This window comes from Ensifer sp. MJa1 (genome assembly GCF_037026475.1).
Classification (GTDB): domain Bacteria; phylum Pseudomonadota; class Alphaproteobacteria; order Rhizobiales; family Rhizobiaceae; genus Ensifer.
The window spans coordinates 214614-229053 of sequence record NZ_JAKUMO010000003.1 but is presented as its reverse complement, the minus strand read 5'-3'; the positions used below and the strand labels follow the sequence as shown (position 1 = coordinate 229053).

Annotated in this window: 15 protein-coding genes; 6 read left to right on the top strand and 9 right to left on the bottom strand. The window is 63.3% G+C overall.

The annotated features are described in order from the left end of the window. The first annotated feature begins 68 nt into the window (after positions 1-68). Complete coding sequence (locus MKZ91_RS06235) at positions 69-2426, top strand: EAL domain-containing protein (RefSeq protein WP_442892205.1); 2358 nt, start codon at positions 69-71, stop codon at positions 2424-2426. Between the two features lie 155 nt (positions 2427-2581). Beyond that, positions 2582-3370: a L,D-transpeptidase family protein gene (locus tag MKZ91_RS06230; protein WP_336169101.1), complete on the top strand. Its 789-nt coding sequence runs from the start codon at positions 2582-2584 to the stop codon at positions 3368-3370. Positions 3371-3446: 76 nt separating this feature from the next. On the opposite strand, the gene MKZ91_RS06225 is transcribed toward MKZ91_RS06230, so the two are convergent. Then, a complete protein-coding gene (locus MKZ91_RS06225) occupies positions 3447-3923 on the bottom strand; it encodes a MarR family winged helix-turn-helix transcriptional regulator (RefSeq protein WP_336169099.1) in 477 nt (158 codons plus the stop codon). 114 nt (positions 3924-4037) lie between these two features. Here MKZ91_RS06225 and MKZ91_RS06220 point away from each other — a divergent pair, with 114 nt between their 5' ends. Beyond that, positions 4038-4460: an organic hydroperoxide resistance protein gene (locus MKZ91_RS06220; protein ID WP_336169098.1), complete on the top strand. Its 423-nt coding sequence runs from the start codon at positions 4038-4040 to the stop codon at positions 4458-4460. A gap of 105 nt (positions 4461-4565) precedes the next feature. Here MKZ91_RS06220 and MKZ91_RS06215 read toward each other — a convergent pair whose 3' ends face one another. Continuing rightward, the gene (locus MKZ91_RS06215) at positions 4566-4853 is read right to left on the bottom strand and encodes a DUF1236 domain-containing protein (protein ID WP_336169095.1); all 288 of its coding nucleotides are present in this window, start codon (positions 4851-4853) and stop codon (positions 4566-4568) included. Positions 4854-5000: 147 nt separating this feature from the next. On the opposite strand from MKZ91_RS06215, the gene MKZ91_RS06210 reads away from it, so the two are divergent. Next, positions 5001-5237, top strand: a complete 237-nt coding sequence (locus MKZ91_RS06210; RefSeq protein WP_336169093.1) for a hypothetical protein — start codon at positions 5001-5003, stop codon at positions 5235-5237. A 30-nt stretch (positions 5238-5267) separates the two neighbouring features. Here MKZ91_RS06210 and MKZ91_RS06205 read toward each other — a convergent pair whose 3' ends face one another. Then, positions 5268-5480 carry an alkylphosphonate utilization protein gene (locus tag MKZ91_RS06205; protein ID WP_336169092.1) on the bottom strand — a complete coding sequence of 71 codons (213 nt, stop codon included), beginning with the start codon at positions 5478-5480 and terminating at the stop codon, positions 5268-5270. Positions 5481-5566: 86 nt separating this feature from the next. Next, on the bottom strand, positions 5567-7138 hold the full coding sequence (locus MKZ91_RS06200) for a helicase HerA-like C-terminal domain-containing protein (RefSeq protein ID WP_336169091.1): 1572 nt from the start codon (positions 7136-7138) through the stop codon (positions 5567-5569). Positions 7139-7500: 362 nt separating this feature from the next. Here MKZ91_RS06200 and MKZ91_RS06195 point away from each other — a divergent pair, with 362 nt between their 5' ends. Next, entirely contained in the window at positions 7501-7893 is a 393-nt protein-coding gene (locus tag MKZ91_RS06195; protein WP_336169090.1) for a hypothetical protein, read from the top strand. 89 nt (positions 7894-7982) lie between these two features. Here MKZ91_RS06195 and MKZ91_RS06190 read toward each other — a convergent pair whose 3' ends face one another. Next, positions 7983-9188 (bottom strand): MFS transporter, encoded by a 1206-nt coding sequence (locus tag MKZ91_RS06190; protein ID WP_336169088.1) that lies wholly within the window; start codon positions 9186-9188, stop codon positions 7983-7985. After that, complete coding sequence (gene wrbA / locus MKZ91_RS06185) at positions 9188-9820, bottom strand: NAD(P)H:quinone oxidoreductase (protein ID WP_336169086.1); 633 nt, start codon at positions 9818-9820, stop codon at positions 9188-9190. The genes MKZ91_RS06190 and wrbA overlap by 1 nt, the downstream gene beginning before the upstream one ends. A 109-nt stretch (positions 9821-9929) precedes the next feature. On the opposite strand from wrbA, the gene MKZ91_RS06180 reads away from it, so the two are divergent. Continuing rightward, positions 9930-10838, top strand: coding sequence for a LysR family transcriptional regulator (locus MKZ91_RS06180; RefSeq protein WP_336169083.1), 909 nt, complete (start codon positions 9930-9932; stop codon positions 10836-10838). Between the two features lie 46 nt (positions 10839-10884). On the opposite strand, the gene MKZ91_RS06175 is transcribed toward MKZ91_RS06180, so the two are convergent. The 3 genes from MKZ91_RS06175 to MKZ91_RS06165 all read right to left on the bottom strand — a co-directional run bounded on the left by MKZ91_RS06175 (position 10885) and on the right by MKZ91_RS06165 (position 14347). Further along, positions 10885-12051, bottom strand: coding sequence for an MFS transporter (locus MKZ91_RS06175; RefSeq protein ID WP_336169081.1), 1167 nt, complete (start codon positions 12049-12051; stop codon positions 10885-10887). Positions 12052-12233: 182 nt separating this feature from the next. After that, positions 12234-13070 carry an aldo/keto reductase gene (locus tag MKZ91_RS06170; protein ID WP_336169079.1) on the bottom strand — a complete coding sequence of 279 codons (837 nt, stop codon included), beginning with the start codon at positions 13068-13070 and terminating at the stop codon, positions 12234-12236. 95 nt (positions 13071-13165) lie between these two features. Then, positions 13166-14347 carry an MFS transporter gene (locus MKZ91_RS06165; protein WP_336169076.1) on the bottom strand — a complete coding sequence of 394 codons (1182 nt, stop codon included), beginning with the start codon at positions 14345-14347 and terminating at the stop codon, positions 13166-13168. Between the last annotated feature and the right edge of the window lie 93 nt (positions 14348-14440).

Genomic DNA, 14440 nt, shown 5'->3' with positions numbered 1-14440 from the left:
AAGTTATTTAGGAAGGGCTAACTCTTGCTCGTCTAACGTGAACCGGGGAAAGATCGACCAGCAGCGCGATGGAGCGCGTGGGGAGGCCTTGCTTGGCGAAGAACACGTGCCGCAATCCACGCTATGCCGCGCTCAATACAGGCGGCAACGAGGATACACGCCGCCTGATCGATGCCAGCAACCGGCTGGCCGAGGAGGTTGCGCGCATCTTTCCCAGCGAACCCGACATCGCCGACCGCCACTATTGGTTGGAGACGATGATCAACCATGTGCCCGACTACATCTATGCCAAGGATATCGAGGGCCGGTTCCTGATCGCCAACCAGGTCACCGTGGCCGATAACGGGCTCGAGGCACTCAAGGACATCGTCGGCAAGACCGACTTCGATCTTCATCCGCTGCATATGGCCCAGGCGATCGCCGACGTCGAGCGCCGCGTTATCGAAACCGGAGAACCGATCTTCGGCATCGAGGAACGGGCGATCGTCAGCAAGGGCCGCGACCGCTGGCTGATGACATCCAAGGTGCCGCTGCGCAACAAGCACGGCAAGATCGTCGGCGTCGTTGGCGTGTCGCGCGACATTTCCGATCGCAAGGCCGCCGAACGGTTGCTCGAAGGGCAGGCACGCCTGCTCGAGATGATTGCCAATGGCCGGCCGCTCGACGAGTTCTTTCGCGACATGATCCTGTTGATCGAGGCGCTGATGCCGGGCATCAAGGGGTCGGTGCTCTTGCTGTCGGCCGACGGCCGCCATCTTTTCCATGGTGCCGCGCCAAGCCTGGACGAAAGTTATTGTGCGACGATCCACGGCGTCGAGATCGGCCCTTCGGTGGGGTCCTGCGGCACCGCCGCCTGGCGCGGCGAGCAGGTGATCGTCGCGGATATTGAGGTCGATCCGTTATGGCAGGACTGTCGCGAGATCGTTCGCCCCTACGGCTTCCGCTCCTGTTGGTCGACGCCCATCCATTCGCGCGAGCGCAAGGTGCTTGGCACCTTTGCGCTTTATTCCACGTCGGTCAGCGTTCCCGATGATGCGCAGAAGGAACTGATCGCGATGGCGACCCATCTCGCCGGCATCGCGATCGAACGCAAGCATTCCGAGGACCGTATCAGCTTCATGGCGCATCACGACGCGCTGACGGGCCTGCCAAATCGGGCGCTGTTCGAGGAGCAGGTCGCCGAGGCACTGGAGGCGTTGCGCGGCACCGGCCAATGGGCCGTGCTCGCCTTTCTCGATCTCGACAATTTCAAGCTGGTCAACGATACGCTCGGCCATGCCGCCGGCGACGAACTGCTGAAGATCACCGCTTCACGCATGCGCACGTCGGTGCGCAAGTCCGACATGGTCGTGCGCGTCGGCGGCGACGAGTTCATTCTGCTTTTGAACGGTCTTCCCTGTGAACGCGACGTGGTGCTGGCGCGGCTGGAGGATATTCGCCGTGCGGTCGCCGCGCCGATGCAGATCGAGGGTCGCACCCTGCAGGTCACCTGCAGCATGGGCGTCGCCTGCTTTCCCAATCAGGGCAGTACGGTTGGCGAGTTGCTCGCCAATGCCGACATGGCGATGTACCGCGCCAAGGAGCTTGGCCGTAACAATCTGCAGGTCTTCACCGAGGAAATGGCTGCCAAGGCGCATGAGAAGCTGAGGCAGCAGGAGGAACTGCGCCAGGCCCTCGCGCGGGAAGAATTTTTCCTGCAGTTCCAGCCGCAGATGAATCTGGCAAACGGTCGCGTTTTCGCCGCCGAGGCGCTGCTGCGTTGGCACCATCCCGAGCGAGGTACGATCTCGCCCGCCGATTTCATTCCGCTTGCCGAGGAGACCGGTCTGATCGTGCCGATCGGTGATTGGGTGCTACGCGCCGCCTGCCGCCAGGCCAGGGCCTGGCAGGATGCGGGCCTGCCGTCGTTGATCGTCAGCGTCAACGTATCGGCGCGCCAGTTCCGCGAACGCAACTGGGCCGGACACGTCGCCGCAATACTCGCCGAAACCGAGCTTGATCCCTGCTGCCTCGAACTCGAACTGACGGAGAGCCTGATCATGCAGGACGTGCCGGGCGCGATCGCCACGATGCACGAGTTGCAGGCGATCGGCGTGCATCTCGCGATCGACGATTTCGGCACCGGCTATTCGAGCCTCAGCGCCCTGAAGCGTTTCCCGGTGCGGCGCCTGAAGATCGACCGTTCCTTCGTTGCCGATATTCCGGCCGACCTCGACGACAAGGCGATCACGGCGGCGATCATCTCGCTGGCGCAGAACCTTGGCCTCAGGGTCATTGCCGAAGGTGTGGAGACACAGGCGCAGGTCGAGTTCCTGAGGCAGAGCGGTTGCGACGAGATCCAGGGCTATTTCTTCAGCCGACCACTGTCTGCGTCGGACTTCGAGACGCTGATGCGCCAGCCGCGGTTCCACGCCCATACCGTCTAAAACTTGACCGCCGTCACCGGCACCGTCACCCCTCCACGCAAGCCTCGTTCCAGCCGCAAATGCAAGCATCGCCTTATTCAGCGGGTCTGCGCGAAGCATTTCGTTAAGCAATTTCATGCAGCACTCCATGCCGCACTCAAGCATTTCAGAGTTCGATGTCGTCTTCAGTCCTTCTCTCCCGCCGTCAGTTTCTCCGCTCGTCCGGCTTGGCGCTCGCCTCTGCCGGCCTTGCAGGCTGCACGTCCTCGATGAACACGGACGTCTTCCGCTACCAGACGGCCCCGGTGTTCCGCGATCCCGCGCTTGAGAATCGCTGGATCGACCCGCGCGCCGAAGGCGTCTATGTGGGGCCGGGCGGCGAGGGGCCGGTGCCGACCGGTCTGCCGCCACAGGGCCTCTATGTCTCGGACATCTATGCCAGCCTCTACGATGGTGGCTATCAGGTGCCGGAAGTGCCCTATCGCCAGATCGATGCACGCTTCTATCGCCAGGAGGTCAGCGATCCCTTCGGCGAGCAGCCGGGAACCATCGTCGTCGATACCGGCGATCGTTACCTCTACTTGATCCAGCCGGGGGGCAGGGCGCTGCGTTACGGCGTCGGTCTCGGTCGCGAAGGTTTCGCGTGGTCGGGTCGCGGCGTCATCCAGTGGAAACAGAAGTGGCCGCGCTGGACGCCGCCCGACAGCATGGTCGCCCGCCAGCCGCAGCTGAAGCAGTATTCGGCGAGGAACGGTGGCATGGCGCCGGGTCTCAACAATCCCCTGGGTTCGCGCGCGCTTTATATTTTCCAGAACGGGCAGGACACGCTCTATCGCGTCCACGGCACACCGGAGTGGAAGTCGATCGGCAAGGCCGTCTCGTCGGGCTGCGTGCGCATGCTCAACCAGGATGTGATGGACCTCTACGATCGCGTGCGCGGCAAGGCGCCGATCCTCGTCATCTGACGCTGGTCTGTGTGGGTTCGCTGCCCGCTCAGGCATCCTGACGCAGCGGGACGCCTCCCGCCTGCGCGCTGTCCGCTTACTCTTTGCCGTGGCCGGTGCTCAACTGTCGCGTCAGTTGATGCAGCGTCTCGCGGATCTCTCCGGCCTCTTCCAGGCTGCAACCCGAGGCCTTGCCGATATCGATCAGAATACCGAAGGCCTCGCTCTTCAGCTCGTGGCCTTTTTCCGTAAGACGGACGATCACCTGGCGCTCGTCGCCCGGATCCCGCTGCCGCCCGACATAGCCGGCGGCCTCCAGGCGTTTCAGCAGCGGAGATAGCGTACCGGAATCGAGCCCGATCTCTTCGCCGATACGCTTGACCGTCATCTTGTCCTGTTGCCAGAGCGCCAGCAGCACGAGATATTGTGGATAGGTGAGGCCGAAACGATCGAGCAGCGGCTTGTAGGCGCGGTTGAAGGCATGCGCCGCCGAATAAACGGCAAAGCAGAGCTGCTTGCCGAGCGCCAATGCCTCTTCCGGGATCGTGTCGATGTTTGCTGCCTTGTTCGCCATGGCCGCATTGTCGCAAAAACGTACCGAAAATGCAATTTGCAAAATTAATTTGCGTACAATTGAATTTTGCGCTATCTAAACTGCATCCACTTGGAAACGCAAAGGAGAACGCCAATGCCCATTCTTTATCGCACCACTGCATCTGCAACCGGCGGCCGTGCTGGCCAGGCCAAGAGCGCCGACGGCGTTCTCGATGTCACCCTCACCGTGCCGAAGGAACTTGGCGGCGACGGCGCCCGCGGCACCAATCCGGAGCAGTTGTTCGCGGCCGGCTACTCGGCCTGCTTCCTCGGTGCCCTGAAGTTTGTTGCCGGCAAGGAGAAGGTAAAGCTGTCGGAAGACACGACGGTGACGGGCAACGTTGGCATCGGTCCGCGCGAAGATGGCACCGGCTTCTACATCGAGGCTGCCCTGCAGATCGCCTCGCCGGGCGTCGACAAGGGCGTGCTCGAAGACCTCGTCCAGAAGGCCCATATCGTTTGCCCCTACAGCCATGCAACCCGCGGCAACATCGACGTCAAGCTGTCGGTAGCCTGAGGCTCGCCGCTCTCGTCGCCAAACCCGGCGGACCAACGCCAAGAGAAAGGCCCGGCAACCCTGCCGGGCTTTTCGCTGCGTGCGGTTGGCAGTACAGCCGTGCTCTTACTCCAGCACCTCGATGACCTGCCTGGTCTGCGGGTCAACGAGCACTCTTTTCTGGTTGAGGACGACATAGCCATAACCCGATTGTTCGGGGACCGGATAAATTTCGACGGCTTCCGGCAACGGCTCGCCGACAACGACGGCACCGTCATAGACCACAGACGGACTGCTTTGCTCCAGCACATAGGTTCTGACTTCGCCCGGCACCACGACCGTCGTGGTCTGGGCAAAACTGACGCCTGCGAGCGTGACGCTCGACAATAGGGCCGCTAGTACGAGTTTCTTCATAACGCTACCTCCTGTGCTACCCCAACCGCTGGACGGGCGAATGGTTCCATCACGGATTCGGCGCGGGCAGGCGGGCGAGGCGTGCGTTTGGCGCTTGGGGAACCCTCTCGTCTCCTCCCGCGTTGAGTAGCTAGGAGGAGCAATCCGATGATCTCTGGACCGAAGCATTTGCAGGCTTTTGTTGGGCGCGAACTCGAATGTCAGGGGGCCATGCGAGAGGAGTTCGAACTGTTGACGGAACTCGCCGAGCGCTCGGGATGGCGCTGGGACGAGATCGCGCTTGCCCTGCTGGAACTGACCAGCGATTACGCCTGCGCTCAAGGGGCTGCTGTCATTGTGAGCCCGCAGCCGCGACGCGGCTGCGAACTGAAGACGCGGCATTGAGCTGCAGCCGCGCCCCGTTTAGCTGCGGCCTCAAGCCTTCTTCAGGAATTCGGTGCGCAGCACCAGGCCCTTGATCTTCTCCATCCGGCACTCGACTTCGTCGGGATTGTCGGTGAGGCGAATACCCCTAACCATCGTGCCGCGCTTTAGTGTCGTCGATGTTCCCTTGACCTTCAGATCCTTGATCAGGGCAACGTTGTCGCCATCCGCCAGAATGGCGCCGTTCGAATCCTTCACGTCCATGCGACTTGTTCCTTTCAAAAAGCGACGCGCCTCGATCGGGATCAGGGCGCGCGAATTGATCTCGTCGTGTTCTCGACCGACACTTCCTATCGCCGGCTGAGGCTGCCGAGGATGCCACGCACCAGTGCGCGGCCGACCTGGGTGGCGACAGTGCGGGCGACCGACTTCATCGCCGCTTCGACGACGGTCTCGCGCTGGTATCCGGAACTGCGCGGCCGCGCCTGCTTGCCGGCCGGTGCCGCCGGCTCATCGTCGCCGAAGCCGGGCAAGGTCCAGCGGCTGCCGCCGGTGCTGGCCTGGTCTGCCTGTTCAGCCTGTTGCTGCGCCTGAGCCTGCGCATCGGCCGTCTTCTTGGCGCGTGCACTGAGCATTTCATAGGCCGACTCTCGGTCGAAGTCTTCGTCATAGAGGCCGCGCACGGGGCTGACATCCATCACCTTCTGCCGCTCGGCTTCGGTCAGCGGGCCGACGCGTGATTGCGGCGGGCGAACGAGCGTGCGCTCGACCATCGACGGCGCGCCCTTGCCTTCGAGCGTCGACACCAGCGCCTCGCCGGTGCCGAGGTTGGTGATGACGGTGGCGCAGTCGAAGTCGGGGTTCGGGCGGAACGTGTCGGCCGCCGTCTTCACCGCCTTCTGGTCGCGCGGCGTATAGGCGCGAAGCGCATGTTGGACGCGGTTGCCGAGCTGGCCAAGCACCGTGTCCGGCACGTCGAGCGGGTTCTGGGTGACGAAATAGACGCCGACGCCCTTGGAGCGGATCAGGCGTACCACCTGTTCGACGCGCTCGATCAACGCCTTCGGCGCATCGTTAAAGAGCAGATGTGCCTCGTCAAAGAAGAACACCAGTTTTGGCTTGTCCGGATCGCCGACCTCAGGCAGTTCCTCGAACAGTTCCGAAAGCAGCCAGAGCAGGAACGTCGCGTAAAGGCGCGGGTTCATCATAAGCTTGTCGGCCGCCAGAACCGAGATAGCCCCACGCCCGTCATTGGTCGTGCGCATGATGTCGGTGATCTTCAGCGCCGGTTCGCCGAAGAAGTGCTCGGCGCCCTGCTGCTCGAGGATCAGGAGTTCACGCTGGATCGAGCCGACGGAAGCTTTGGAAATGAAGCCGAACTGGTTGGAAAGCGCGCTGGCATTGTCGCCCATGTAATTGAGCAGCGCCTGCAGGTCTTTCAGGTCGAGTAGCGGCAGCCCACCCTCGTCGGCGATCTTGAAGGCGATGTTGAGCACGCCCTCCTGGGCGTCGGTGGCGTTCATCAGCCGCGACAGCAGCAGGGGGCCCATTTCCGACATGGTGGTGCGGACGCGATGGCCTTTCTCGCCGTAGAGATCCCAGAAGATGACCGGGAACTCCTGAAACTCGTAAGGGTTGGTCGGCAGGCCGATCTGCTCGGCACGCTTCGTGATGAAATCCTTCGGCTCGCCGATCGCACCGATGCCGGAGAGATCGCCCTTGACGTCGGCGCAGAAAACCGGGACGCCGGCATTGGCAAAGCCCTCGGCGAGGATCTGCAGGGTGATTGTCTTGCCGGTGCCCGTAGCGCCGGTGATCAGCCCGTGGCGGTTGCCGAACTTGAGTTCCAGATACTCGCCCTTGTTGATCGAATCATCAGGCTTGCGGCTGGTGCCGATAAAGAGCTTGCCTTCTTCCAACATGTGGGCTTCATCTCCGTTTCGTCAATGAAAGCGGGCGGTTCGCGGAATTTCGCAAGCGCCCGTCATCGATCTGTGGCTCGCTCCTGTTATAGGTGGTGCAGCTACGCCGGGCAACAAGGCTGTTCCCGTCTGGACGCAGGAGCGAGGATGGATCGACAGTACCCGGCTGGCTGCCTTGCCATGCCTGCGGCATCGTGAAACCATTGGTCCAAAGAGGTCCGCTGCGCCGGGGTCGAACGCCGGCGAATGCCGGCGGAAAGCCGTGGGTTTGTCCGGCACTGGGAGCCGCCACCGCTTGTCATTTCCGGAACGATCATTTACCTTGACGTCAACGTCAAATATCCAATGAGGGAGTTAAGTCCATGAATGAACTGGTCACGCGCGTCGTGGAGAATGTCGGTATCGAGCCGGCGACGGCTGAGAAGGCTGTCGGCATGATCCTCGGCTTCCTGCAGCGCGAAGCCGCCGACGGTCCGGTTGCCCAGATGATCGAAGCGATCCCGGGCGCCTCCGAGTTGATCGCCCAGCACAATGGCGAAGGTTCGGGCGGCGGCGGTCTGCTGGGTGGCCTGATGGCCGCCATCGGCGGTGGTGGCGTCATGGCGCTCGGCCAGCAGTTGATGAGCCAGGGCCTCGGCATGGGTGAAATCACCTCGCTCGCCAAGGAAACCATTGCGTTTGCCAAGGAAAAGGCTGGCGACGAAGTGGTCGACGAAGTCGTCGCTTCGGTTCCGGGCCTCAGCCAGTTCGTCTGATCCGCCGATCGTCTGCCTGAAATATCAAGCCCACCGGTTTCCACCGGTGGGCTTTTTTTGTTTGCGGCGGCGGATCAACCTGTGGCAGGTCATCCTGTCCGCTCCACCCTGCTCCGCACGGTTCGTTCGAGCCTGGCGGAAAGAACAATGCAGAGAAGGGCGCCGACACCAATGAAGGCGGCACCCGAGACCCAACCGAACTGTTCGATCGCCGCTCCGACCGCGACGGGGCCGACAAGCTGTCCGAAATTGCTGCCTTGCATCAGCAGCCCCATCGTCATCGGCGCAAGCGCCGGTCGGGGTGAGAGGATCGGCACCGATGAAATCAGCGTGGCGGGAATGAGGCCGCCGATCGCCGAAAACAGAAGGCAGAGCCCAACGGTCAGGCCTTCGCCGTATTGACCGAGAAAGATCCACAGACCGGACGCGGCCATCAGTACGGCTGCGGTCGCGATCAACCGTCCGCGGGCAAAACCGCTGGAAAGCAGATGGCCCGCAACAAGATTACCGATGACATTCACAAGCGTAATGACGGCGCTGATGACGCCGACGGTTGCAAGTGAGACTTTCAAGCGCTCGAGCAGCAGGATAGGCAGGAAACTGGAAAGCGTGAAACTCATCAGGCTGAACAGGGAAAACAGGACGAAAAGCAGCGCCGGGCCGCGGCTTGCGAGCGTTTCGGCCGCATCGTTCCGGAAGCTGCCCGCGGTGCCGGCTGTATCTGCCGGTGGCAAAACAGCCAGGAACACAGAAAACAGGCTTGCCAGTGTGATCAGGGCATTGCTCAACCAGATCGACCGCCAATCGGCAAAGAATGGTCCGATCAGCATGGCGGCCGCGATGCCCGCGGGCATGAAGCAACTCCAGAGCGAAAAGACGAGGTCGCGTCGGACGGAGCTGACGAGACGCATGAGGATCGCCGGTCCGGCGACAACGACGAGGAGAAAGCCGAAGCCTTCGAGGATGCGTGATAGAAGCAGCAGCGTGAACGTGTGGCTGGCCGCTCCCGCGAAGGAACCAAGCGCGAGCGTGGACATCCCGATGCCGAGCAGGCGGCGATCACCGGCCACAGCGACGAGCGCGCCCGCCGCCATACCGCCGACGACGCCGACGATGGCAAAGACGGAGGTAATCCAGCCGAGCGCGGCAAGGTCGAGCCCGAGGTCGGATTGCAGGAGCGGGCCGGCAATCAGCCCCTTGCCGACCTGCATGGCCGCGACAATCCCGGCCGCAACGACGGTTGCCACCCCCGCCCAATCGGTTCTCTCGCGAACAATGGCTGCGGTCGTGGTCATCAGGCGATCTCCGCCACGCGCGTACGGCCGGCGACCAGCGCCGCCGCCAGTTCAGCCACGTGACGGCCCTGGAAGCGTGCGCCTTCCAGTTCGTTGGCGCTCGGCCGGCGGTCGCCGCCATTGCCATCGTCGGCCAGTGTCGCGGCGCCATAGGGCGATCCGCCGGTGATTTCGTCCATGCGCATTTGGCCCTTGAAGCTGTAGGGCAGGCCGGCGATCACCATGCCGAGATGCAAAAGCACCGTGTGGGTGGCGAGGATGGTCGATTCCTGGCCGCCATGCTGGCTGCCGGTCGAGGTAAAGACGCTGCCGATGCGCCCGACCAATGCGTCACGCGCCCAGATACCCCCCGCCTGGTCGAGAAAGTTCTTCATCTGCGCGGCCATGTTGCCGAAACGCGTTGGCGTGCCGATGATGATTGCGTCGTAGTCGGGCAGTTCGGCAACGGTCGCGATCGGCGCCTCCTGATTGCGCTTGTAGCCCGCCCTGATCGCGACCTCGTCCGGAACGATTTCGGGCACCCGCTTCAGCGCCACGGTAGCGCCGGCGGCGCGCGCACCCTCGGCGACGGCTTCCGCCATGGTCTCGATGTGACCGTAGGACGAGTAGTAGAGAACCAGTAATTTAGCCATCGGGCCCATTCCTTCTGCTGCGCTTTCGCTGTTCAGAACGAAAGATGGGTGTTTCGCATGATCTGAAGAAGTGAGATAAAATTCATCAACTTGATCTATTGGATCGATCATGCTCGATGCCCTGACACTCGATCAGATGCGGACCTTCGTCACCGTTGCCGAAAGCGGAAGCTTTCGCTCCGGTGCGGCCAGACTTTCACGTGTGCAATCGGCCATCAGTCACGCGATCTCAAATCTGGAGGCGGAGCTTGGCGTCTCGCTGTTCGACCGTTCCGGCCACCGCCCGGTCCTAACACCGGAGGGACAGGCTCTGCTGGCCAATGCCCGCGATATCCTGCTTCGGGTCGACGCCATGCGCGCCCGGGCGCGAGGCCTTGGCGAGGGGATCGAGCTGGAGCTTTCTCTGATCGTCGACACGCTGTTTCCGATCGAAACGGTCGGGATGGCATTGAACGAGATGCGGGTGGTCTACCCCAATGTTTCGATCCGGCTTGCGGTCGCGCCGCTCGGCGGGCCGCTTGACGGCCTCGTCAACCGGAGCTTCACGCTCGGCATCATGGTGGGCGAGGATTTCCGCGATCCGGCGATCGCCCGGCGGGCGTTGACGACGGTTCAGATCGTCGCCGTGGTTGCCGCGCACCATCCCCTGGGTTTGCGTGCCGGTGGCGGGGCGCTCGACAATGCCGAGCTTGCCGATCACCTGCAGATCGTGCAGTCCGACCCGTCGCAACGAACCGCCGGGCGGGATTTCGGCGTACTTTCACCGCAGACCTGCCGCGTCAGCAGCCAGGATACCAAACATGCGATGATCCGCTCGGGCCTTGGCTGGGGCCGCTTGCCCCTTTGGCAGGTGGCGCGTGATCTCGACGAGGGGCGGCTCGTGCGCATGCCGACAACGGCGCTCGGTCGCAACAGTGAGGTCGGCGCCGAGACCTATCTGTGCCACCGGATCGATGAGCCGCTCGGGCCCGCCGCGCGCGTTTTCGGCGATGCGCTTGCCCGGCTGTCAGTCCCGTGAAGCAGAACGGCTTGTGCAGAAGCGCGCAGCGGGCTTCTGTCCGGGGTTAGAGGTAACGACGCCCGCTCGCAGCGAAGGCCAGGGTGAAAATCACGAGAACAATCCCGACGCCAAGCGGACCGGCAACAGGGTTGATCAGCGTCATCAGCGCGCCGGTGGCGCCGGACCCGGCAGCACTGCCGCCGGCATAGGCGAGCGAGAAGGCGGCACTACCGGCGACCAGCATGCTGCCGCGATACTCCTCGCCGAGCATGGTCAGAGCGGCGGTGTAAAGCGCAAAGCTGGCTGCGCCGATGAAGGCGAATGTCAGAAGCAATGCGATGTCGGACGAAAGGAACGGCACGAGCAGATAGCCGGTGGCGGCGACGGCCGCGGCCGAGATCGCCACCCGGCGGCGCGGCAGGCGATCAAGCAGCAGGCCGATGAAGGGCTGCGCCAGTGCCGTCGGTATGGCCAGCGCCGTGACGCTGAGGGCCGCGAAAGCCTGGCTGTGGCCCGTCTTGACGAAATAGACGGGCATGGCCGAAATCGCCGCGATATCGGCAAAGCCGAACATCAGCACCATGAGGATCAGCATCGGCGCCTTGCCGAAGAAGGCGAAGAGGTCGCGTGTCGAAGTCGGCTCGGGCCGGGTGCGCGCGCCCATGGTCAATAGCCCGGTGAGGAAGGCGACGAGGGCGATATAGATCGCAAGCAGCGCGAAGCCGAGCCCGCCGCTGGTGCCGAGCAGCGGGATTGCCAGGGGGCCTGCGGCAAAGCCGCCGCACATGCCGGCGCCATAGAGGCCGGAGACGCGACCGCGCAGCCGATCGGGGCAGGCCGTGTTCAGCCAGGCCTCGCCGAGCATGAACACCATGCTGACGAAGAAGCCGAGGGCGAAGCGTGCAAGGAACCAGACGGCGAGATGAGAGGTGGCCCAAAGCGTCGCAAGGCAGACCGAGCAGCCGCAAAGGCTGGCGATGATCAGCTTGTCAGCGGAGGCGATCCGTGTCAGCCGCCCGAGAAGCAGCGTCGCAGCACCCAGGCCGGCGGCAAAGCCCACGGCGTTGAGGCCGATCATGCCGGCCGACACACCTCGGCCTTCGAGTGAGAGCGAGATCAGGGGGTAGGTGAGGCCCTGCGCCACCGAAAAGGCGGTGACGCCGAGAACGACGGCAACGATTGCCGGCCAGTCCGGAGCGAAATCACTCGTCTCAGCCACATGTAGCGACATCGCCCCCTCCCTCTGATCGGTGTCCGTGGGCGATGTCCATATCCTGTCCGCCGCCGACAGGGAATTGGCCGGCGGCGAAATCACGACAGTGCCGCGCGTCTTATCAGGTGCGCGAAGGTCGCTGCAGCGTTTTGAATGGCCTCCAATCCGCTACGATTGAAGGAAACATGCCGTAGTCTGGGTCAGGCGGCCTTGTCCCAGACCGGCGCCAGACCTTCGGGGTTGACGATGCGGCCGTCCGGTCGTGCAAGCGCGTGGATCTCGGCCATCTCACCGTCGCCGAGCGCGAAGTCGAAGATCGCGAAATTCTCCTTCAGGCGATCGATCGTCGCGGTCTTGGAAAGCGTGATCACGTCCTTCTGCTGTACCAGCCAGCGAAGCACCACTTGCGCTGCCGTCTTGCCGTGGCGCGCGCCGATCTCCTTCAAGAGCGGGTCGTTCGGCACCTTGCCGTTCGCCATCGCATAGTAGGCGGTGACCGACATGCCGTGCTTGCGCGCGGTGCCGAGCACCTTGGTCTGGTCGAGATAGGGATGGTATTCGACCTGGTTGGTGGCGATCGGCGCGTCGCTGAGCTTCACCGCTTCTTCCATCTGCGCCGTATTGAAGTTGCTGACGCCGATGTGGCGGACCTTGCCGGCTTTTTGCACTTCGTTGAGCGCACCGATGCGCTCGGCCATCGGCACGTCGCTGCCGCCCGGCCAGTGCAGAAGGAGCAGATCGACGTGATCCGTCCGCAGTTTCGTCAGGCTCTCATCGACAGACGCGAGAAAGTCGCGGTGGGCATATTTGTCGACCCAGACCTTGGTGGTGAGGAAGATGTCGGCGCGCGCGACGCCGGAGTTGTGAATGGCTTCGCCGACCTCGGCCTCGTTGCCGTAGATCTGCGCCGTGTCGACGTGATGGAAGCCGAGCTTGAGCGCTTCCGGCAGCACGCGCAGCACGTCGGCGCCGGGCATGCGGAAAGTGCCGAAGCCGAGAGCCGGGATATTGGCGCCGTTGGAATTGACGGAATGCATGATGATAACTCCTGTATGGGCATGCTTGGCGGGTGTCTGGCCAGCGGCCGGGCAAGAAAGGAACGATCCTATAGGTGGTCTTCGGTGCCGGCGGTTCAAGCCGGTTGGTAGGCGGTTGCGGCGCGGCGATCAAGCGCGCCGCTTACGAGCGTGAGCAGCAGGGCCGCGGCGACAAGCAGGGCGCCGATTACGGGCGTCATGCCAAGACCGAGCGGGGAGGCGACGATCAGGCCGCCAAGCCACGCGCCGACGGCGATGCCGAGGTTGAAGGCGGCGATATTGAGTGCCGAGGCGACATCGACAGCGCCCGGGCGATGCTGCTTGGCGAGTTGAACGACGTAGAGCTGCAAGCCCGGCACGTTGGCGAAGGACAGGAACCCGAGGGCTGCAAGCGTCACCAGCGTCAGCACCGGCGAGGGCGCGGTGAAGGCAAAGAGGACCAGCACGGCCGCCTGTGCCAGGAACAGGCCGACAAGCGCCTTTACCGGGTCACGATTGGCGATCTTGCCGCCGGCAATGTTGCCGATGGCGATCGCGACGCCGTAGAGCACCAGGATCAGGCTGACGGCACCTTCAGAAAAACCGGTGATCTGCTGCAGGATCGGCGCAAGGAAGGTGAAGGCGACGAAGGTACCGCCATAGCCGAGCGCGGTCATGGCAAAGACGATCAGCAGTCGGCCGGAACCGAGCACGCGCACCTGGTCGATCAGCCTGGCCGGCGGTGCCTTCGTCAGTGTATTGGGCAGCAGCGCGGCGATGGCGAGGAGTGCGACGACGCCGAGGCCGGTGACGGCCCAGAAGGTGGCGCGCCAGCCGAAGGTCTGGCCGATCCAGGTGCCAAGCGGCACACCGGTGACGATCGCGACGGTCAGGCCCATGAACATCATGGCAATCGCCGAGGCGCGACGATCTTCGGGAACGAGATCGGCGGCAATGGTCGAGCCGACCGAGAAGAACACGCCATGGGCAAAGGCGGAGACCACGCGGGCAAGGAGCAGCGGCTCGTAACTTGGTGACAGGGCGGCGGCGGCGTTGCCAACGATGAACAGCGCCATCAGGCCGATCAGGAGCGGCTTGCGCTCGATCCGGCCGGTAAGCGCCGTCAAGACCGGCGCGCCGAAAGTGACGCCAAGCGCATAGACGCTGACGATCAGGCCGGCGAGCGGCAGGGTGATGTTGAGATCTGTGGCGACTGTCGGCAGTAGGCCGACGATCACGAATTCCGTGGTTCCGATCGCGTAGGCCGCGATCGTCAGGGCAAAGAGGGCAATGGGCACGACAAGACCTTTCCCGCACGGCCGCTGCACAATTCCTTAAATCGCAGATCCAAGGACAAAATCATGCAGCGCTTCAAAGTGTTACAGCGACCT